At 73.0% G+C, this 18396-nt stretch carries 15 protein-coding genes; 4 read left to right on the top strand and 11 right to left on the bottom strand.

What is annotated here, in order from left to right; genetic code table 11:
• Position 1 precedes the first annotated feature (1 nt).
• On the bottom strand, positions 2-1192 hold the full coding sequence (gene pdhA / locus ACZ4U4_RS03135; RefSeq protein WP_467868679.1) for a pyruvate dehydrogenase (acetyl-transferring) E1 component subunit alpha: 1191 nt from the start codon (positions 1190-1192) through the stop codon (positions 2-4).
• Between the two features lie 328 nt (positions 1193-1520).
• Between pdhA (ACZ4U4_RS03135) and ACZ4U4_RS03130 the strand changes: the two genes are divergently transcribed.
• The 3 genes from ACZ4U4_RS03130 (at position 1521) to ACZ4U4_RS03120 (ending at position 3760) form a co-directional block, all read left to right on the top strand.
• Positions 1521-2177 (top strand): response regulator, encoded by a 657-nt coding sequence (locus ACZ4U4_RS03130; RefSeq protein ID WP_030286535.1) that lies wholly within the window; start codon positions 1521-1523, stop codon positions 2175-2177.
• A gap of 98 nt (positions 2178-2275) precedes the next feature.
• The gene (locus ACZ4U4_RS03125) at positions 2276-2701 is read left to right on the top strand and encodes a pyridoxamine 5'-phosphate oxidase family protein (RefSeq protein ID WP_467868677.1); all 426 of its coding nucleotides are present in this window, start codon (positions 2276-2278) and stop codon (positions 2699-2701) included.
• A gap of 15 nt (positions 2702-2716) precedes the next feature.
• Complete coding sequence (locus ACZ4U4_RS03120) at positions 2717-3760, top strand: phosphotransferase (RefSeq protein ID WP_467868675.1); 1044 nt, start codon at positions 2717-2719, stop codon at positions 3758-3760.
• A gap of 73 nt (positions 3761-3833) precedes the next feature.
• Here ACZ4U4_RS03120 and ACZ4U4_RS03115 read toward each other — a convergent pair whose 3' ends face one another.
• A complete protein-coding gene (locus ACZ4U4_RS03115) occupies positions 3834-5465 on the bottom strand; it encodes a protein kinase domain-containing protein (RefSeq protein WP_467868673.1) in 1632 nt (543 codons plus the stop codon).
• 330 nt (positions 5466-5795) lie between these two features.
• Here ACZ4U4_RS03115 and ACZ4U4_RS03110 point away from each other — a divergent pair, with 330 nt between their 5' ends.
• A complete protein-coding gene (locus ACZ4U4_RS03110; RefSeq protein ID WP_467868671.1) occupies positions 5796-7457 on the top strand; it encodes a Stk1 family PASTA domain-containing Ser/Thr kinase in 1662 nt (553 codons plus the stop codon).
• 87 nt (positions 7458-7544) lie between these two features.
• Here the strand turns inward: ACZ4U4_RS03110 and ACZ4U4_RS03105 are convergent, their stop codons facing one another.
• From ACZ4U4_RS03105 to pdhA (ACZ4U4_RS03065), 9 genes are all read right to left on the bottom strand, one after another.
• Entirely contained in the window at positions 7545-8108 is a 564-nt protein-coding gene (locus tag ACZ4U4_RS03105; RefSeq protein ID WP_467868669.1) for a bacterial proteasome activator family protein, read from the bottom strand.
• Between the two features lie 201 nt (positions 8109-8309).
• Positions 8310-9134: a hypothetical protein gene (locus tag ACZ4U4_RS03100; RefSeq protein WP_467868667.1), complete on the bottom strand. Its 825-nt coding sequence runs from the start codon at positions 9132-9134 to the stop codon at positions 8310-8312.
• A gap of 366 nt (positions 9135-9500) precedes the next feature.
• On the bottom strand, positions 9501-10478 hold the full coding sequence (locus tag ACZ4U4_RS03095; RefSeq protein ID WP_467868665.1) for an NAD(P)H-quinone oxidoreductase: 978 nt from the start codon (positions 10476-10478) through the stop codon (positions 9501-9503).
• 235 nt (positions 10479-10713) lie between these two features.
• On the bottom strand, positions 10714-11856 hold the full coding sequence (locus ACZ4U4_RS03090; RefSeq protein ID WP_467868663.1) for a potassium channel family protein: 1143 nt from the start codon (positions 11854-11856) through the stop codon (positions 10714-10716).
• Entirely contained in the window at positions 11853-13418 is a 1566-nt protein-coding gene (locus tag ACZ4U4_RS03085) for a molybdopterin molybdotransferase MoeA (RefSeq protein WP_467868661.1), read from the bottom strand. The genes ACZ4U4_RS03090 and ACZ4U4_RS03085 overlap by 4 nt, the downstream gene beginning before the upstream one ends.
• Entirely contained in the window at positions 13415-14386 is a 972-nt protein-coding gene (locus ACZ4U4_RS03080) for an NTP transferase domain-containing protein (RefSeq protein ID WP_467868660.1), read from the bottom strand. Before ACZ4U4_RS03080 ends, ACZ4U4_RS03085 begins: the two co-directional genes overlap by 4 nt.
• Before the next feature lie 241 nt (positions 14387-14627).
• Positions 14628-16031 (bottom strand): dihydrolipoamide acetyltransferase family protein, encoded by a 1404-nt coding sequence (locus tag ACZ4U4_RS03075; protein ID WP_467868658.1) that lies wholly within the window; start codon positions 16029-16031, stop codon positions 14628-14630.
• Positions 16031-17065 carry an alpha-ketoacid dehydrogenase subunit beta gene (locus tag ACZ4U4_RS03070; protein ID WP_467868656.1) on the bottom strand — a complete coding sequence of 345 codons (1035 nt, stop codon included), beginning with the start codon at positions 17063-17065 and terminating at the stop codon, positions 16031-16033. Before ACZ4U4_RS03070 ends, ACZ4U4_RS03075 begins: the two co-directional genes overlap by 1 nt.
• Entirely contained in the window at positions 17062-18231 is a 1170-nt protein-coding gene (gene pdhA, locus ACZ4U4_RS03065; protein WP_467868655.1) for a pyruvate dehydrogenase (acetyl-transferring) E1 component subunit alpha, read from the bottom strand. The genes ACZ4U4_RS03070 and pdhA (ACZ4U4_RS03065) overlap by 4 nt, the downstream gene beginning before the upstream one ends.
• Positions 18232-18396 lie beyond the last annotated feature (165 nt).

Raw genomic sequence — 18396 nt, 5'->3', positions numbered from 1 at the left:
GTCAGTTCTCCTCCGCGGCGGCATCGGCGTCGGCGAACGACGCCTGGTACGCGGCGAACTGCGCGCGCTCCTCGTCGACGAGCGCATGCCCGTCCGCATAGACGTTCTCGAAGATCGCCATGGTGTCGGGGTCGGGCATCGCCCGGACGGCGTCCCGCACCCGCTTGCCCAGCGCCTCGCTCTCCTCCTCGACGGCGGCGAGGTAGGCGTCGTCGACGAACCCCTCGGCCTCCAGATACCGGCGCAGCCGCAGGATCGGGTCCTTCGCCTCCCAGGCGCGGGTCTCCTCGTCGGCGCGGTACTTCGTCGGGTCGTCGGAGGTGGTGTGGGCGCCCATCCGGTAGGTGAACGCCTCGACCAGCATCGGGCCCTGGCCGGTGCGGGCCCGCTCCAGCGCCGCGCGGGTCACGGCCAGACAGGCCAGCACGTCGTTGCCGTCGACGCGGACGCCGGGGAAGCCGAAACCGCGGGCGCGCTGATACAGCGGCACCCGGGTCTGGCGCTCCGTCGGCTCGGAAATCGCCCATTGATTGTTCTGGCAGAAGAAGACCACCGGGGCGTTGTAGACCGCGGAGAAGGTGAACGACTCGGCGACATCGCCCTGGCTGGAGGCGCCGTCACCGAAATAGGCGAGCACCGCGGAATCCGCGCCGTCCTTCTGCACCCCCATCGCATATCCGGTCGCGTGCAGCGTCTGCGAACCGATGACGATGGTGTAGAGGTGGAAGTTGTTGCTGTTCGGATCCCAGCCGCCGTGATTCACGCCGCGGAACATGCCGAGCAGATTCGTCGGGTCGACCCCGCGGCACCAGGCGACGCCGTGCTCGCGGTAGGTCGGGAAGACGTAGTCGTCGTCGCGCAGGGCTCGCCCGGAGCCGATCTGGGCCGCCTCCTGGCCGAGCAGCGAGGCCCACAGCCCCAGTTCCCCCTGGCGCTGCAGCGTGGTGGCCTCGGCGTCGAACTTCCGCGTCAGCACCATGTCGCGGTAGAGACCGCGCAGTTCCTCGGGCGACAGGTCGATCGCGTAATCCGGGTGCTCGACCCGCTCCCCCTCAGGGGTCAGCAGTTGTACGAGCTCGTCCTGCTCCGCCGGGCGCGTGGCCTTGGTCCTGGCCGGTGACGCCTTCTTGGCGGTGGTGCGCTTGCTGCCGCTGCGGGTGGTTTTCCGCTGCGCAGTGCCTTCCACGGTCACGTGCTGCTCCTCCGTCTGTCCGGCCCCCGGGGTCCGCCGGTGGCCGTATTGCGGCTCACCCGGTATCCGATACGGCGCACGGGGTGGGTGCGAACGCGGCCGGATCCGGGTGGAACAAAGCGTCCCGGAAGGTGGCCTGCTCATCGCACGTTACCCATTGTCAAAGCCTAAGTGGAAACGGCCCTGACCTGCGATTTTGCTTGGATTTCCAAGTAAATCGCGAAAGCTGGGAACAACTCCTGGTCACAGCGTTGCAGGCCGCCGGGACACCGGCACGTTATATCGGTGACCTGGAGCACGGGAAGGGTCGGTGTGTGAGACTGGAGCCGTGCACGAGGATGGAAAAATCAGGGTATTCCTGCTCGATGATCATGAAGTGGTGCGGCGTGGCGTCCACGAAATGCTGGCGGGTGAACCGGACATCGAGGTCATCGGCGAGGCCGGCACCGCCGCAGACGCCCTGGTCAGGATCCCGGCCACCCGACCGGATGTCGCGGTGCTCGATGTCCGGCTACCGGACGGCAGCGGTGTCGAGGTCTGCCGGGAGATCCGCTCGCAGAACGACGAGATCAACTGTCTGATGCTGACGTCCTTCGCGGACGACGAGGCCCTTTTCGACGCGATCATGGCCGGTGCGGCCGGTTATGTCCTCAAGGCCATCCGGGGCAACGAACTCCTCGCCGCCGTACGCGACGTCGCCGCCGGCAAGTCCCTCCTCGACCCGGTGGCCACCGCGCAGGTCCTGGAGCGGCTGCGGGGCGGCGGCACCAAGAGCGACGACAAGCTGGCCTCCCTCACCGACCAGGAGCGCCGGATCCTCGACCTCATCGGCGAGGGCCTGACCAACCGCGCCATCGGCGAGCGCCTCCACCTCGCCGAGAAGACCATCAAGAACTACGTCTCCAGCCTGCTGTCCAAGCTCGGCATGGAGCGCCGCTCCCAGGCCGCCGCCTATGTCGCCCGGCGCCAGGCCGAGCGCCGCTGACGGCAGCCGCCGCGCGGGCCCGGCGGGACCAACGTCCCGGCCAGGTGAGGGCCGCTGCCCCTGTCGGCGGCGGCCTGCGCGGCGGCAGGCTGGGAGCCATGCCCTGCGACGACCCTCGCGCCACGGAACTGCTGGACCGCACCCCCTACGGGCGGCTGTCGTCGAGCCTGCGGGCGCTGCCCTTCACCGCGATCTCCCGGCATCTGGTCACCGGAGACCGGCTGATCGTGCGCCTGCACCGCGGCTTCGGATACCACCGCGCCATGGACGGCTCGGTCGTCGCGTACGAGGCGGACACCCTCCACCACGGGGCCGAGGACGCCTGGTCGGTGCATCTGACCGGAACCGCACGGCTCACCGAGCCGACCGACGCCGAACGGCAGCGTTTCGGCCGTACGCCACGGCTGGCGGACGGTGTTCCGTTCGATCCGGTTTTCCTGCGGATTGAGCCGGAATTCATCGCCTTGCACCACCTGACCGATGTACCGGTTTTCGGAACCGTTCCTTGGACCCCTGGCCAGTGATCTAACATCTGGCGCGTGCTGCGCTCATCTGTAGTCCGGACGGCGGCTGCCCCCGACGGCCGCACGCTCGGCTCCTTACTCGCCCACTATGCCGACGCCGGGGAGCCGCTCTCCTGCGAGCCCGTCGCCGAGGGCCTGCTCAACCGCGGATACACGCTGGTCACCACGGACGGCAGATACTTCCTCAAGCACCACCTCGACGGGGACCGCGGCTCCATCTCCCGCCAGCACCGCGCCACCCTCCGGCTCGCCGCGCTCGGACTGCCGCTCGCCCCGCCCCTCGCCCGCGCCGACGGCCGCACCGTCACCGTGCTCGACGGCCGCTGCTACGCCCTCCACCCCTGGGTCGACGGCGAACACCTCGGCGGCACCGCGCTCACCCTCGCCCAGTCCCGCCGCCTCGGCGCGCTGCTCGGCCTCGTCCACACCGCACTGGAACGGGTCATGCCGGCCCAGCGGCGACCGGGCCCCGCCCCGCACGCCCAGCCCAGCGCCGAGCCCGCGCAGACCTTCGACGTCATCGACGAGCTGCTGGCGCTGGCCCGGGTGACCCGCCCGCGCACCAGCTTCGAGGAGCTGGCCGAGCACCGGCTGCGCGAGCGCCGGGCGCTCCTGGAACGCCACGCCCACCGCCGCCCCGCCGACCCCGGCGCCGCGGCCGTCGGCTGGGTGCACGGCGACTTCCACCCGCTCAACGTCCTCTATCAGGGGACCGCGCCCGCCGCGATCGTCGACTGGGACCGGCTGGGCGTCCAGCCGCGCGCCGAGGAGGCGGTCCGCGCCGCCGCGATCTTCTTCGTCCGGCCCTGCGGCACGCTGGACCTGGCGAAGGTCGCGGCGTACGCGGGCGCCTACCGCGGCGCCCGCGGCGCGGACGCCGGGGAGCTGGCCGCGGCCGTCCACCGGGTGTGGTGGGAGCGGCTGAACGACTTCTGGATGCTGACCTGGCGCTACCGCCTCGGCGACCGGCGCACCGACCCGCAGTTCCCCGCCGCGTCCGCGCTGGCGGTGTGGTGGACCCGCGAGTACCAGGCGGTCCGGGACGCGTTCACGGGATGAACGACGGCCCCGGACGGGCGGTCGCCGTCCGGGGCCGTGCAGCCGCGTGGGGAGGTACGGGCCTCCGGCGCGGTCAGGGGGTGGTGCCGGCCGCCGTGCCCGCGTCCGCACCACCCGCGTCCGCACCGCCGGCGTCCGTGCCACCGGCGTCCGCACCTCCGGTGGCGGTGCCACCGGTGTCGGTACCGCCCGTGTCCGTACCGCCGTTGTTGCCGCCGTTGTTGCCACCGCCGTTGTTGCCGCCACCGTTGTTGCCACCGCCGTTCGACGAGGTCGGCGGCGTCGTCTGCGGGGTCTCGGTCGGGGCGGTCGGGGACTCCGGCGCGGTGGGGTACTGGGTCCGCGGCGGGTAGTTCTCGGTCGGCGGGGTGTAGCCGCCGATGCCGTCGGGCTCGGTGGTCTCGTCCGTCGGCTCGTCGCTGGGCTCTTCGGTCTGCTCGTCCTTGGTCGAGGAGGAGGACGTGGGCGACTTGGTGGGGCCGGGCGCGGAGCCGCCGCCGTTGTCACTGTTGCGCACCGCGAAGGCCACGCCCACCGCAATGGCGATCAGTGCGAGCGCGGCGATCAGCCAGATCTTGCCGCGGCTGCGCCGTGCGGGCCGGTGACCGCCTTCGAAACCCCCGTCGTCGGCGTGCATACCGGGCGGCAGGATCGGGTTGGCGGCGGTCTGCCCGGCGTCCGCGTGCGGCATCGCGGTGGTCGCGGCGACGCCCATCGCGGAAGTGCCGCCCTCGTGCGCGGCGACCGGGCCGGTGCTCCAGGTGCCGGTGTGGCCGCCCTGCTCGTGCAGCATCTGCAGCGAGTACTGCACCAGACCGCGCATCTCCTCGGCGGTCTGGAACCGGTCGTCCGGGTCCTTGGCCAGGGAGCGCATGACGAGGCCGTCCAGCTCCGGCGGCACGTCGGCGACCTGCGACGGCGGCACCGGCATGTCCTGGACGTGCTGGTAGACCACCGACAGCGGTGTCTCACCGGTGAACGGCGGCCGCAGCGCCAGCAGTTCGTAGAGCAGACAGCCGGTGGCGTACAGGTCGGAGCGGGTGTCGACGGTCTTGCCGAGCGCCTGCTCCGGGGAGAGGTACTGCGGGGTGCCCATGACCATGCCGGTCTGCGTCATCGTCGACTGGGCGCCGTGCAGCGCACGGGCGATGCCGAAGTCCATGACCTTGACGGCGCCGCTGTTGGTGATGATCACGTTCGCGGGCTTGATGTCACGGTGCACGATGCCGTGCTGATGGCTGTAGGCCAGCGCCTCCAGCACCCCCGAGACGATGATCAGCGCCTGGTCCGGCGGCGGTGCATCGGCGTTGAGCAGCAGGTCACGGATGGTGCGGCCCTCGACCAGCTCCATCACGATGTATGGCACGGTGTTGCCGCCGACGTAGTCCTCGCCGGAGTCGTACACGGCGACGACGGCGTGGTGGTTCAGCCCGGCGACGGACTGTGCCTCGCGGGTGAAGCGGGCCTTGGACACCGGGTCCTCGGCCAGGTCGGCACGGAGCAGCTTCACGGCGACCGTGCGGCCCAGCCGTACGTCCTCGGCGGCGAACACCTCCGCCATGCCACCACGGCCCAGGCGGCGGGTGAGGCGGTAGCGGCCGTCGCCGACCAGTCCACCGTTGCCCCACGTCTCCGGTGCGTCGGAGGTGTGGGAGCCGGTGGCGTCAGGATCGGACGGGCCTTGCGGGCCCTGCGTCGGTGCCATCGGTCCTCGCCGTCGAAATCGATCCGCCTGAGCGGTAAGGTCTCGGTCCTCGCCGGGACGGACGCGCTGATCGCACCGCCCCTCCGGAGCACGCTACAGGCTCGGGAACGCCCGCCGGTCCGAGCGGACCGGCCATCAAACCTTCCGGCCGCCCCACGTCGCAAGTTGACCATCGGCGGACCACTTCAGGCCGCCCCATCGGCATCGGGCGCAACTGTCACGGAACGGGCACACAGCTTGACGTGTCACTGCCCTGGGGCAGACTTGGCTGCGCAATCACCGATTTGATCGCCATACGTGCGGGCAGTGCGCCGAGGGGGAAGCGGAACGATGAGCCAGGACGGCGCTCAGGGCCCGTACGAAGGCCGTTCGGTCGGCGGCGGACGTTACCAGCTTCGTGATCTTCTCGGCGAGGGCGGCATGGCCTCCGTCCACCTCGCCTACGACAGCGTCCTCGACCGCGAGGTCGCCATCAAGACCCTGCACAGCGAACTCGGCCGTGAGCAGGCATTTCGCGAGCGTTTCCGGCGCGAGGCGCAGTCCGTCGCCAAGCTGACGCACACCAACATCGTCTCGGTCTTCGACTCCGGCGAGGACGAGCTCGACGGCGGCATGGTGCCGTACATCGTCATGGAGTACGTCTCCGGCCAGCCGCTCCGCTCGGAGCTGGACGGCGACATCGCCCAGCACGGCGCGATGCCGACGCAGAAGGCGCTGAAGATCACCGCCGATGTGCTCGCCGCGCTGGAGGTGAGCCATGAGATGGGCCTGGTCCACCGGGACATCAAGCCGGGCAACGTCATGCTGACCAAGCGCAACGTCGTCAAGGTCATGGACTTCGGCATCGCCCGCGCCATGCAGTCCGGTGTGACATCGATGACACAGACCGGCATGGTCGTCGGCACCCCGCAGTACCTCTCGCCGGAGCAGGCGCTGGGCCGCGGCGTGGACGCCCGCTCGGACCTCTACTCCGTCGGCATCATGCTCTTCGAGCTGCTCACCGGGCAGCTGCCGTTCGACGCGGACTCCCCGCTCGCCATCGCCTACGCGCATGTGCAGGAGGAGCCGCCGCTCCCGTCGAGCATCAACCAGTCGGTCCCGCCAGCGGTGGACGCGCTGGTCGCCCGGGCGCTCAAGAAGAACCCCAACGAGCGCTTCCCCACGGCGGAGGCGATGCGGGACGAGTGCCTGCGGATCGCCGGTTCCGCCCAGTCCGGCGGTTCGCCGCTGATCATCAGCGAGGGCCCGCGGGCACGCACCAGCGGCGCGTCCGTCTCCTCGGCGGTCTTCCCCACGGCGACCGGCGCCCCGCCCGCCCCCGGGCCGCAGAACGTCCAGCAGCCGTACCAGCCGATGCCGACACCCGGGTACGGCCCGTCGACGCCGCCGCCGGTGAACAACGCCTTCCCGACCCCGGCTCCCGGCCCCGCGCCGTACAACGCGGGCGGGTACCCGACGCCAACACCGTTCGCGCAGCCGCCGGTGGCGCCGACGATGCCGCCGGCGAACGGCGGACCGCGGCCCCGCAAGAACAACACCCCGGTGATCGTCGTCGCGACGATCGTGGGCGTGGTGGTGGTGACCGCCATCGCGATCGGTATCGGTCTGAGCGCCGGTGGCGGCAGCGACAGCAACAAGAACATCGCGGATTCGTCGCCGACGTCGGAGTACTCCGACCCCGAGCCCTCGTCGACGGTCAGCACCCGGCCCGAGGACAAGTCCCTGACGGTCCAGACCACCCAGTGCACCAACCCCTCGCACCCCTACGGCGAGAAGCAGAAGATCTACGTCCCCTCCTTCCTGTTCAAGAACCTGGAATCGGCGAAGGAGTGCATGGACGCGGCGGGCTGGAAGTACACCGTCAAGGAGCAGAACGACTCGCTCTGGGGGAAGAACACCATCACCAAGCAGTCGCCGACCGGCTTCAGCTCCTGGGATCCGGACGGCGGCGAGCCGCTTGAGCTGACGGTCTCGACGGGCCACAGCGACTGATCCGCCGGGCGCGCAGACGCCGAAGGGCCGGGCACACGGAGTGTGTGCCCGGCCCTTCGTGGTTCCTCGGCGGTCTGTTGCCGCCGCTCAGAGGTAGGGGCCGGAGCGGGCGCCGCCGCCGTGGCCGGGCTGCTCGCTCTCGTCGGCAGGGGTGGCGCCGGGCGGCAGCGCGCGGCGCATCGTCTCCAGCTGGGCACGGGCGGCCATCTGCTGGGCGAACAGCGCCGTCTGGATGCCGTGGAACAGCCCCTCCAGCCAGCCGACCAGCTGGGCCTGGGCGATACGGAGTTCCGAATCGGTGGGCACCGACTCGTCGGTGAACGGCAGGGACAGCCGCTCCAGCTCCTCGACCAGCTCGGGCGCGAGCCCGTCCTCCAGCTCCTTCACCGAGCTGGCGTGGATCTCCTTGAGGCGGACCCGGCTGGCCTCGTCGAGCGGCGCGGCCTTCACCTCTTCCAGCAGCTGCTTGATCATGCTGCCGATCCGCATGACCTTGGCAGGCTGCTCGACCATGTCCGTCACCGGTGTCTCCCGGGACTCCCCGTCGCCCTCGCCGCCTCCGGCGGCGGCGCTGCCCAGCGCCATGCCGTCCGGGCCGACTACCAGGACGTGCTGGTTCTCCTGCGACCGTTCGTTCATCGGCATATCCATACCGCCATTCTCTCGTACACGGGTACGCCGGAGGCGGTGACCCCACCACGCCGCAACGCCCGGCCGGGGTGCTGGGCCGGAGGCTGTGGGAGCGGCGGTGAGCGCGGGCCGGTGGTCCGGATTTCGAGGGTGAGCGGATCGGTCGGGGCGGGCCGTCGGCGGTGTTTCACGTGAAACGGCGGACCGGTCCGGACCGCCGTTTCAGCCGCGCCGCAGCCGGAGCCCGAGAAAGGCCAGCCCCAGGCCGGTGAGCGCCATCCCCGCGCCCATCGGGAGCACCCGCTCGGCGTGGGTGCCCGTCCCGGCGAAGGGGTACGAGCTGCCGCCGGACGGCGGTTCGGCCTGGGCGCCCGGCTCCTGGTGGTCGTCCGCCTCCCGGGCCGTCCGGGTGGCCGGCGCGGGGGGCTCCGCCGGGACCGCATGCGGTACGGCGACGGGCGCCCGCTTCGGGCGGTGCGGCGGGGCGGGGCGGTGGTGCGCGGGGTGGCGCGACGGGCCGGCCTCGTGGTGCGGGGTGGTGGTCTTGGCCGGATGATCGTCCGGGGTGCGGTGCGGGGCGGGTGCGTGGGTCGGCGGAGCCGGGGGACGTGGGGCGGCGGAGCCCGGCGCGGGCGGTGTCGGCGGCGTAGGAGCCGGCGGCCGGTGCGGCTTGTGCGGCGGTACGTGCGGCCGTGGCGGGCCTGCCGTGTCATGGGTGGGGCGGTGTGGCCGGGGCTGTTCGCCGGGCGACGCGTCCTGTCCGGGCAGCTCGGTGAAGTCCCACGCCGGACCTCCGGCGCCGGTGACCCCGAAGGCGTCGGGGAGGCCGAACAGACCGGCCTCCTCGCCCAAGCGGTGCCGGCGCTCGGCCAGCTGGGGGTCCCGGACCTCCGGCGTCTCGGGCGCGAGGACCCGGGAGGTGCGCAGCGCTCCCTGCCCCAGGGGCGCGGCTGCATGGGCCGTCACCGTGCCGAGCGCCAGGGAGAAGGGCAAGGCCACCGTGACCACCAGCAGGCCGCCGGGGATACGCGTAGGGATTCGAGCCACGGATGTGCCCCTCCCGTGCCGAGCCGCCATGTGACTTCCTCAGCGTCACATGGGGTCACAATTCCGGCATCTCGGGCGATCCGGACGGGGGAGGGACGGGGATCGGACCGGGCTGGATCGGGCCGGAGCCGGGCCACCGGGTGGCGGCAGTCGGGTGGCCGCAGCTGAGGGAGGGCGGTGGCGATCGGGGGCGAGGTGGGTGGAGGGCCGCACCCTGAAGCCGGGGTACGGGCGGGGGCTCACCCGCCGGTGCCGAGCCCTGGCGCCCGTACGCCCGGCACCAGGGCTCGGCACCGGCGCCGGTCAAGGAACCGGCCTCGCCGCCGCCCGCCCCCGTATCGCTGTGGCCGCTGTCGGCGCCGTCGCTCAGACCGTCAGGACGACCTTGCCGATGTGGCCGCTCGCGTCGACCACGCGGTGGGCCTCGGCGGCGTCCGCCATCGGGAGGGTGCGGTCGACGACCGGACGGATCTGACCGTTGCCGATCAGCGGCCAGACATGTTCGCGGACCGCCGCCACGATCGCGGCCTTCTCCTGCAACGGGCGGGCGCGCAGCCCGGCCGCGGTGATCGCGGCGCGCTTGGCCAGCAGGGCGCCGATGTTCAGCTCCGCCTTCACCCCGCCCTGCATGCCGATGATGGCGAGGCGGCCGTTGACGGCCAGCGCCTTCACATTCCGCTCCAGGTACTTCGCACCGACGATGTCGAGGATGACATCGGCGCCCTTGCCGCCGGTGGCCTCGCGCACCTCCGCCACGAAGTCCTGCTGGTGGTAGTCGATGAGCACATCGGCACCCAACTCCGCACAGCGCGCCAGCTTTTCCGCACTGCCCGCAGTGACCGCGACGCGGGCGCCGACCGCCTTGGCGAGCTGGATCGCCATGGTGCCGATGCCGCTGGACCCGCCGTGGACCAGCAGCGTCTCGCCGGGCCGCAGGTGGGCGATCATGAAGACGTTGGACCACACGGTGCAGGTGACCTCGGGCAACGCGGCAGCGGTCACCAGGTCGATGCCGTCCGGCAGGGGCAGCACCTGACCGGCCGGGACCGCCACCTTCTCCGCGTAACCGCCACCGACCAGCAGCGCACAGACCTCGTCGCCGACCGTCCAGCCGTGCACCCCCGGACCGAGCGCCGCGATCCGGCCCGCGCACTCCAGTCCGGGGTACGGGGAGGAGCCGGGCGGCGGGTCGTAGAAGCCCTGACGTTGCAGCAGATCGGCGCGGTTGACGGCGCTCGCCGCGACGTCGATCAGGATCTCGCCCTCGGCGGGCTGCGGATCGGGCACCTCGGCCCAGACGAGGGCGTCGGGGCCACCGGGTTCGGGAATGGTGATCGCTCGCATGGCCGCGAGGCTACTCGCCGGGGATGCCCGCAGCGACCGTGCACGCACCGCTGACGCCCACACGCCCCCCGAAGGGACGCCATACGACGAACCGCTCGGCCTGTTTCACGTGAAACAGGCCGAGCGGTAAGGGAGTTGACAGGCCATCCGGCCCACCGTGTTTCACGTGAAACGGCTCGTTTCACGTGAAACGAGCCGGATCGCGGGCCGGGAGTCCGGCGGAGGATATGTGCGGTCAGTCGTCGGCGCGACGCATCGGGGAGACCCCGGAGCCCGGCAGCGGCGCCTTGGGCACCCCCGGCTTGCCCGGCAGATCGGCGACCTCGGGGGCAGCGGCACGGACGATCGTGATCAGCCGGTCGGCGGCCTGCAGCGGGCTGGCCGCCGGGTCGTCGTATCCGAGGAGCCGGTGGCCGCGCAGCACGGAGACGACCAGGTCATCGGTCTCCCGCACCGACTTGCCGACCTCGGACTTCACGACCGGGCGCTCGACCAGGTCGAGACCGCTGCCCTGCTGGATGAGGTCTTCCATGACCGTTCCGGCGCTGGGGCTGTGGACGGAGAGGCCCAGCAGCCGGCCGGCGGCGCTGGCCGAGGTGATCACGGAGTCGGCGCCGGACTGCCGCAGCAGCGGGGCGTTCTCCTCCTCCCGTACCGCGGCGACGATGTTGGCCTTCTTGTTCAGCTGCCGCGCGGTCAGCGCGACGAGCACGGCGGTGTCGTCGCGCTGGGTGGCGATGACCACCTGGAGTGCACGCTGGATCTCCGCGCGGACGAGGACATCGCTGCGGGTGGCGTCGCCGACCACGCCCACGAACCCCTCGGCGACGGCGGAGTCGATCACCTTCGGACTCGGGTCGACGATGACGATGCGCTCGCGGGTCAGTCCGGTGGCGCAGAGGGTCTGGACGGCGGACCGGCCCTTGGTGCCGAATCCGACGACGACGGTGTGGTCACGCAAGGTTTTTCTCCAGCGTTTCAGTTGCCACTGCTCACGGGTGCGTTCCGTCAGCACCTCCAGTGTGGTGCCGACCAGGATGATCAGAAAGAGCACCCGCAGCGGCGTGATCAGCACGATGTTCAGCAGCCGCGCCGTGTCGCCGTACGGGACGATATCGCCGTAACCGGTGGTGGAGAGTGTGACGGTGGCGTAGTAGACGCAGTCGAGGAAGTCGACCGTGTTGTTGGCGCTGTCGTGGTACTCGTCGCGGTCTATCCAGACGATGAAGACCGTCGCGATGAGGACGAGCAACGCCATCAGAAGCCGTCGGGCGACCTGCCGGATCGGCTCCACGGGTGTCCGGCGCGGCAGCAGGACCCGGCGGGAGTCGTCCTCGGGGACCTCGCGCGCCGCGGCGTCGTAGGAGGGGAGCTTCACGCGGCGCCTCCGGTCGGGGGTGCGGAAAAGGTGGAGCGTACGGGACGGCCGTCGCCGGGGTGTGCGCCGGGTCCGTACGACGCCCCGGCACCCTCCGGGCCGTACGCCGCGCTCCCCGTCGGCCAGGGCAGCTCCAGCACGTCGACCAGGTCGCCGCGGCCGACGCCGCCGGGCGGGACGACGGCAAGCGCATCGGCCGCGGCGATACCGCGCAGCATGGCCGGTCCGTGGAACGGCACCGGCGTCGCGGTACGGCCGTGGCGGGGGTCGTCGCGGTAGGCGACCGGGACGAGCCGGGTATCGCGCGGATGGCCGTCCACCGCCGCGCCCAGCGGGGCACGGGACGGCGTCGCGGGCGGGTGGGCGGCGAGCGTCCGCAGCAGCGGCTCGGCCAGGGTCAGCAGTCCGGAGACCGCGGCGAGCGGGTTGCCGGGCAGCCCCACGAGGTGCCGTCCCGGGGCGATCCTGGCCAGCAGCATCGGGTGTCCCGGGCGTACCGCCACACCGTCGACCAGCACCTCGGCGCCGATGCGGCGCAGCGCCGGGTGGACGTGGTCGACGGGTCCGGAAGCGGTGCCGCCGGTGGTGAGGACGAGATCGGCGGTGGAGCCGGTGATCGCCGCGTGGAGGGCGTCGGCATCGTCGCCGAGCGGCCGGGGCGCGAGGGCGTCGGCGCCCAGCGCCCGCAGCCAGGGCCCGAGCATCGGCCCGAGAGCGTCCCGGATCCGGCCCTCCCGGGGCAGCCCGTGCCCGAGCAGTTCATCGCCCAGGACCAGCACCTCGACGCGGGGCCGGGGGTGGACCGTCAGCCGGTCGTACCCGGCGGCCGCGGCCAGCCCGAGGACGGCGGGCGTCACCGGCACCCCGGCCGGCAGCAGCGGTTCGCCGTGGCCGCACTCCTGGCCGCGCGGCCGGATGTCCTGGCCGAGCGGCACGGCACGCGACGCGGCGAGCCGGGCCCGCCCGTCGCCGCGGTCGTGCACCTCGCCGTGCTCACTGCGCAGCACCGCGGTGGCACCGTCCGGGACCCGCGCCCCGGTGGCGATGGCGACGGCGTGCCCGTCGGCCAGCGCCGTGGCGGCGTGACCGGCGAGGATGCCCTGGTCGGAGCCGTCGCCGCCGGCCGCGCGGTCAAGGTTCCAGGGGCCGGGCCCGGAGACGGCCCAGCCGTCCATGGCAGAGGTGTCGAACGGCGGCAGGTCGGTCAGCGCGGTGAGCGCCTCCGCCAGCGTCCGCCCCAACGCGTCCTCCGGCGCACAGGATTCCGGGGCCCGTGGGCCGTCGGCCGCCCGCGCGGCCCGCTCCCGGGCGACCGGCCAGGAGACGGGGGCGACCGTCCGGCGTCGCGGGCGATGGGAGCCGGGCGTGGGGCGATCTTCTGAGGTGGGGAGGTCGTCGGAAGCGCAATGGTCGTCGGGGGCGGAGGGGCTGCCGGAGGTACGGCGGTCCGGACCGGCGCCCTCGCCGGTGCCCGCCGCCTCGGATCCCGCCCGCGCGTACCGGTCGCCGTTGGCGACGGCCAAGGCATCGGCGAAGGCGTCGTCGAAATCGCCCTCGGTCATGGAGCGGACTTCGGCTCGGGCCGCCCCGCGTCGCCGGAGGCGCTGCCGCCGGAGGCACCGTCGCCGGAAGCGTTCTCCGCCGCCCAGCGTTCGGCGAGCGCGGCGATCCGCCGGGACGCGTCCGCCACGTCACCGCCGCTCTCCTGACGACCCGCCGCGTACCCGATCAGAAACGTCGTCAGCGGCGCGGCCGGGCGGGCCACGCCGTGCGCCGCGTCACGGGCGAGGTCCAACAGCGCCTTGGTGTCGACATCCAGCTCGATGCCCAGTTCGGCCTTGACTGCGGTGATCCATTCGTCCAACACGCCTCCATGCTCCCTGATCCGGGCGCGGGCCGCGCCGACGTGCTCCCAGGTGTCGCAGTCGAAGGACGCCTCGGCCGGTACATCCGCGACGCATTCCAGCGTCAGGGCGGCCGTCACCGCACGCAGCGGCAGACCGGAGAGCGTGCCGTGGGCCGCGCGCAGCGCAGCCAACTCCCGGTGCAGCGCCGCCCGTCGGTACGCCGCCACCAGCGGCTGATCGCGTCCCCCGGCGTCCCGCAGCAGCGCACCGTCCACACGGGCGGCGCCGTCCGCGGGCGCGCCGACCACCGCCGTCAGCAGCGCCCGCACCGTGGCCGGGGTCAGAAAGGGCAGGTCGGCGGCGAGGACCAGCACCGTCGGGGCGGTGGTGTGCCGCAGGCCCGCGTCGAGTGCGGCCAGCGGGCCGCCGCCCGGCGGGTCCTCCAGGGTGTGCACCACGGTGCGGGTGGTCGGGCGTACGGGGCCGACGACGACGGTCGTCGCCGCATCGGGGCAGGCGGCCAGCACCCGGTCGAGCAGCGGGCGGCCGCCGACGGAGAGCGCGGGCTTGTCCGCCCCGCCGAGCCGCCGGGCGGCGCCCCCGGCCAGGACGAGGACGTCATGGACGGGGAGGGCCTCGGGTGTCCCGGTGCGGCCCGCGGGCGGCCGTCGCGTATCGCTCACCTCTTGAGTATCGCCAGGTCCGCGGCGCTCACACCGCCCGCCGCCCGCGGGCCACGCCGAGGACGACGCGGTACGCGCACCGCCCGGCCGCACCGGCCCGTGAACGGCGCCCGGCACGCACCGACCGCACACCGCGGACCACACCGGCCACCGGGGAGACGACCGAAACACCGGCACCCGGCACACCCCCGGGGCCAACGCCCCGGAAGCCGCACCCCCGCCCGGCTCCCGAAGCGTCCGCTCACAGGCCCCGCAGCAACACCGCCGGCTGCTCCACGCAGTCCGCGACATAGCGCAGGAAACCGCCGGACGTCCCGCCGTCGCACACCCGGTGGTCGAAGGTGAAGGACAGCTGGACGACCTGGCGTACCGCCAGTTCGCCGTTGTGGACCCAGGGTTTGGGGGATATCCGGCCCACGCCGAGCATCGCGGCCTCGGGGTGGTTGATGATCGGCGTCGAGCCGTCCACGCCGAAGACGCCGTAGTTGTTGAGGGTGAAGGTGCCGCGGGTCAGATCGGCGAGGGAGAGTCCGCCGGAGCGAGCGCTCTCGGTGAGCCGGGCGATCTCCGCGGAGAGGCCCTCGACCGTACGGGTGTGGGCGTCGCGCACCACCGGCACCACCAGACCGCGGTCGGTCTGCGCGGCGAAGCCCAGATGGACCTCGGGCAGCCGGACGATCTCCTGGGTCTCGGTGTCGATCGTGGCGTTCAGCTCCGGGAAACGCGCGAGCGCCGCCGTGCAGATACGGGCGAGCAGCGCCAGCAGCGACACCTTGGGGGCGCCCGGCGCGTTCATCGCCCGCCGGGCGGCGAGGAGTTCGGTGGCGTCGGCGTCGACCCAGCAGGTGGCGTCCGGGATCTCCCGGCGGCTGCGGCTGAACTTCTCGGCCGCCGCCCCGCGCATCCCCCGCAGCGGTATCCGCTCGCCCTCGGCCCGCGGCTGCCCGGCGGTGGCGACGACGGGGGCGGCGGGCGCGGTGGCGGCGGGCACCTGCCGCTCCCGGACCGCGCGCTCGACGTCCGTCCGCAGGATCAGCCCGTGCCGCCCGGTGCCACGCAGCGTGGCCAGATCCAGGCCGTGCTCCCGGGCCATCCGGCGGACCAGCGGGGAGATGACCGCCACCGTACGGCCGGCGTCGGACTCCTCGGTCTCCCGGGGCTCCTCAGGTGCGGCGGGCTCCGGCCGGGCGGCGGAACCGTCCGCCGTGCCACCGCTCCCGGCGGGGCCGCCGCCGGGCCGGACCCGCCGCCGGCGGGCGGCCGACGCGCTCGTGCCGTAGCCGACCAGGACGTTTCCCGAGCCCTCGCCGGACTCCGCCGGAACGGTCTCCTGCGGAGCGGGGGCCTCCTCCGGCGCCGCGTCCGGGGACAGGTCCGCGGTCTCCTCCGCGGGGGCGGACGCGCCGACCGCGACGGTGATCAGCGGGGCGCCGACCGGGAGGTCGGTGCCCTCGTCCCCGAAGCGCGCGGTGACCACACCGCCGTACGGGCAGGGCACCTCGACCATCGCCTTGGCCGTCTCGACCTCGACGACCGGCTGATCGACCGAGACGACCTCGCCGACCTCGACCATCCACTGCACGATGGTGGCCTCGGTGAGGCCCTCCCCCAGGTCGGGCAGGGTGAATTCACGGACCACAGCCATCACGCGCCCCTCCCTTCGGTCCAGTCCGACTCCCACTGGAGGCGGGCGACGGTGTCGAGAATGCGGTCCACTCCAGGGAGATGATGCCTCTCCAGCATCGGCGGCGGATAGGGAATGTCGAATCCCGCCACCCGCAGGACCGGGGCTTCCAGGTGGTGGAAACAGCGCTCCGTGATCCGCGCCGCGATCTCGCCGCCCGGGCCACCGAACCCGCTGGACTCGTGGACGACGACCGCCCGCCCGGTGCGCCGCACCGACGCGCAGACCGTCTCGTCGTCGAACGGCATCAGCGACCGCAGATCGACGACCTCCAGATCCCAGCCCTCGGCCCGCGCCGCCTCAGCCGCCTCCAGGCAGACCGGCAGCGAAGGACCGTACGTGATCAGCGTGGCGTCCGCGCCCCGGCGGCGCACCGCGGCGCGCCCCAGGGGCGGCACCTCGCCGGGTGCCTCGGGGGACCAGTCGGCCTTGGACCAGTAGAGGCGCTTCGGTTCGAGGAAGACGACCGGGTCGTCCGAGGCGATGGCGGCGCGCAGCAGCCCGTACGCGTCCTCGACCGTGGCGGGCGTGACGACCTGGAGCCCCGGAGTCGCCAGGTAGTACGCCTCGGAGGCGTCGCTGTGGTGCTCGACACCGCCGATGCCGCCGCCGTAGGGGATGCGGATCGTCAGCGGCATCGGGAGGGCGCCGCGGGTGCGGTTGCGCATCTTGGCGACATGGCTGACCAGCTGCTCGAACGCCGGGTAGGCGAAGGCGTCGAACTGCATCTCGACCACCGGCCGCAGACCGTACATGGCCATGCCGACCGCGGTGCCGAGGATGCCCGCCTCGGCGAGCGGGGTGTCCGTACAGCGGTCCTCGCCGAATTCGGCGGTCAGTCCGTCGGTGACGCGGAAGACACCGCCCAGGGTGCCGACGTCCTCGCCCATCACATGGACGGTCGGGTCCTCGGCCAGGGCGTCGCGCAGCGCGCGGGTGAGCGCCTGCGCCATGGTGGCGGGCTTGCGCGCGGTGGCGGCGGCGGTCGGGGTCATGGCCGGGCCTCCTGGGCGGGCTCGTCGGTGGCGGCTTCGGCGGCCAGCTCGGCGTGCAACTGGTCGGACTGCTGCCGGAGCTGGGTGGTCGGCTCGGCGTAGACGTGGGTGAACAGGTCGTCCGGGTCGAGCGCCGGGTCCTGGTGCATCCGCTCGCGCAGGTCGGCCGCCATCGCCTCGGCGCCGTCCCGTACCTCGGCGGTGAAGTCGTCGGTGAGCAGGCCCCGGGCGGTCAGCTCGCGCTCCATCAGGGCTATCGGGTCGTGCGCCCGCCAGGTCTCGACCTCGTCGGCGGTGCGGTACCGGGTGGCGTCGTCGGCGTTGGTGTGGGCCTCGACGCGGTAGGTGATGGCCTCGACGAGGGTGGGGCCGCCGCCCTCCCGGGCCCGGCGGACGGCCTCGGTGAGGACGCCGTGGACCGCCGGGGCGTCGTTGCCGTCCACCAGGCGGCCCGGCATGCCGTAGCCGACGGCCTTGTGGGCCAGGGACGGCGCGGCGGTCTGCTTGGCGAGCGGGACGGAGATCGCGAAGCCGTTGTTCTGCACCAGGAAGACGACCGGTGCCTGCCACACGGCGGCGAAGTTCAGCGCCTCGTGGAAGTCTCCCTCGCTGGTGCCGCCGTCGCCGACCAGGGCGAGCGCGACCACGTCGTCCCCCTTCAGACGGGCGGCGTGGGCCAGCCCGACGGCGTGCGGGAGCTGGGTGGCGAGCGGGGTGCACAGGGGGGCGATGCGGCAGGCGCGGGGGTCGTAGCCGGTGTGCCAGTCGCCGCGCAGCAGGGTCAGCGCCTCGACCGGGTCGAGACCGCGGGCGACGGCGGCGAGGGTGTCGCGGTAGCTGGGGAAGAGCCAGTCCCGCTCCTGGAGGGCGAGCGCCGCGGCGACCTGGCACGCCTCCTGGCCGGTGGACGACGGGTAGACCGCGAGGCGCCCCTGGCGGGTGAGGGCGGTGGCCTGGGTGTTGTACCGGCGGCCGCGCACGAGCTGGACGTAGAGCCGCTTCAGGAGCGCGGCGTCGAGGTGCCGGGCGGCGTCCGTGCCGAGTACCCGGTGGGGTTCCGCGTCGGGCAGGAGCGGCGCCGGGGCGACGCGGGGGTGCCAGGCGGGCGGCGGGCCGGGCAGGTCGCCCTTGCGCCTGCTGCTGCCGGGCTGCTCAAGGACCGTCATGACGAGCACCTCCTCGAATCGAAGGGGTGGCGCGGAGCGCCTCGTGGGATGGGGGCGGGCGACGCGTGGGCAGGATGAAACGGGTCGGGGCGCACAGCCCTTCCCTACCGATTGTTCGGTCGCTGATGCATTTTGGCTACAGGCGGGCCCAGCCTGTGGACAAAC

The organism is Streptomyces sp. NPDC029159, from assembly GCF_055564055.1.
The sequence above is the reverse complement of the archived record's forward strand: the minus strand, read 5'-3'. Positions and strand labels throughout refer to the sequence as shown.

Bases quoted from the DNA above. Each gene is read 5' to 3' on its own strand.
- ACZ4U4_RS03125 (WP_467868677.1), top strand. From the start codon at position 2,276: ATGCCCTGCGACGACCCTCGCGCCACGGAACTGCTGGACCGCACCCCC.
- ACZ4U4_RS03115 (WP_467868673.1), bottom strand. From the start codon at position 5,465: ATGGCACCGACGCAGGGCCCGCAAGGCCCGTCCGATCCTGACGCCACC.
- ACZ4U4_RS03110 (WP_467868671.1), top strand. From the start codon at position 5,796: ATGAGCCAGGACGGCGCTCAGGGCCCGTACGAAGGCCGTTCGGTCGGC.
- ACZ4U4_RS03105 (WP_467868669.1), bottom strand. From the start codon at position 8,108: ATGGATATGCCGATGAACGAACGGTCGCAGGAGAACCAGCACGTCCTG.
- ACZ4U4_RS03095 (WP_467868665.1), bottom strand. From the start codon at position 10,478: ATGCGAGCGATCACCATTCCCGAACCCGGTGGCCCCGACGCCCTCGTC.
- ACZ4U4_RS03085 (WP_467868661.1), bottom strand. From the start codon at position 13,418: ATGACCGAGGGCGATTTCGACGACGCCTTCGCCGATGCCTTGGCCGTC.
- ACZ4U4_RS03075 (WP_467868658.1), bottom strand. From the start codon at position 16,031: ATGGCTGTGGTCCGTGAATTCACCCTGCCCGACCTGGGGGAGGGCCTC.
- ACZ4U4_RS03070 (WP_467868656.1), bottom strand. From the start codon at position 17,065: ATGACCCCGACCGCCGCCGCCACCGCGCGCAAGCCCGCCACCATGGCG.
- pdhA (WP_467868655.1), bottom strand. From the start codon at position 18,231: ATGACGGTCCTTGAGCAGCCCGGCAGCAGCAGGCGCAAGGGCGACCTG.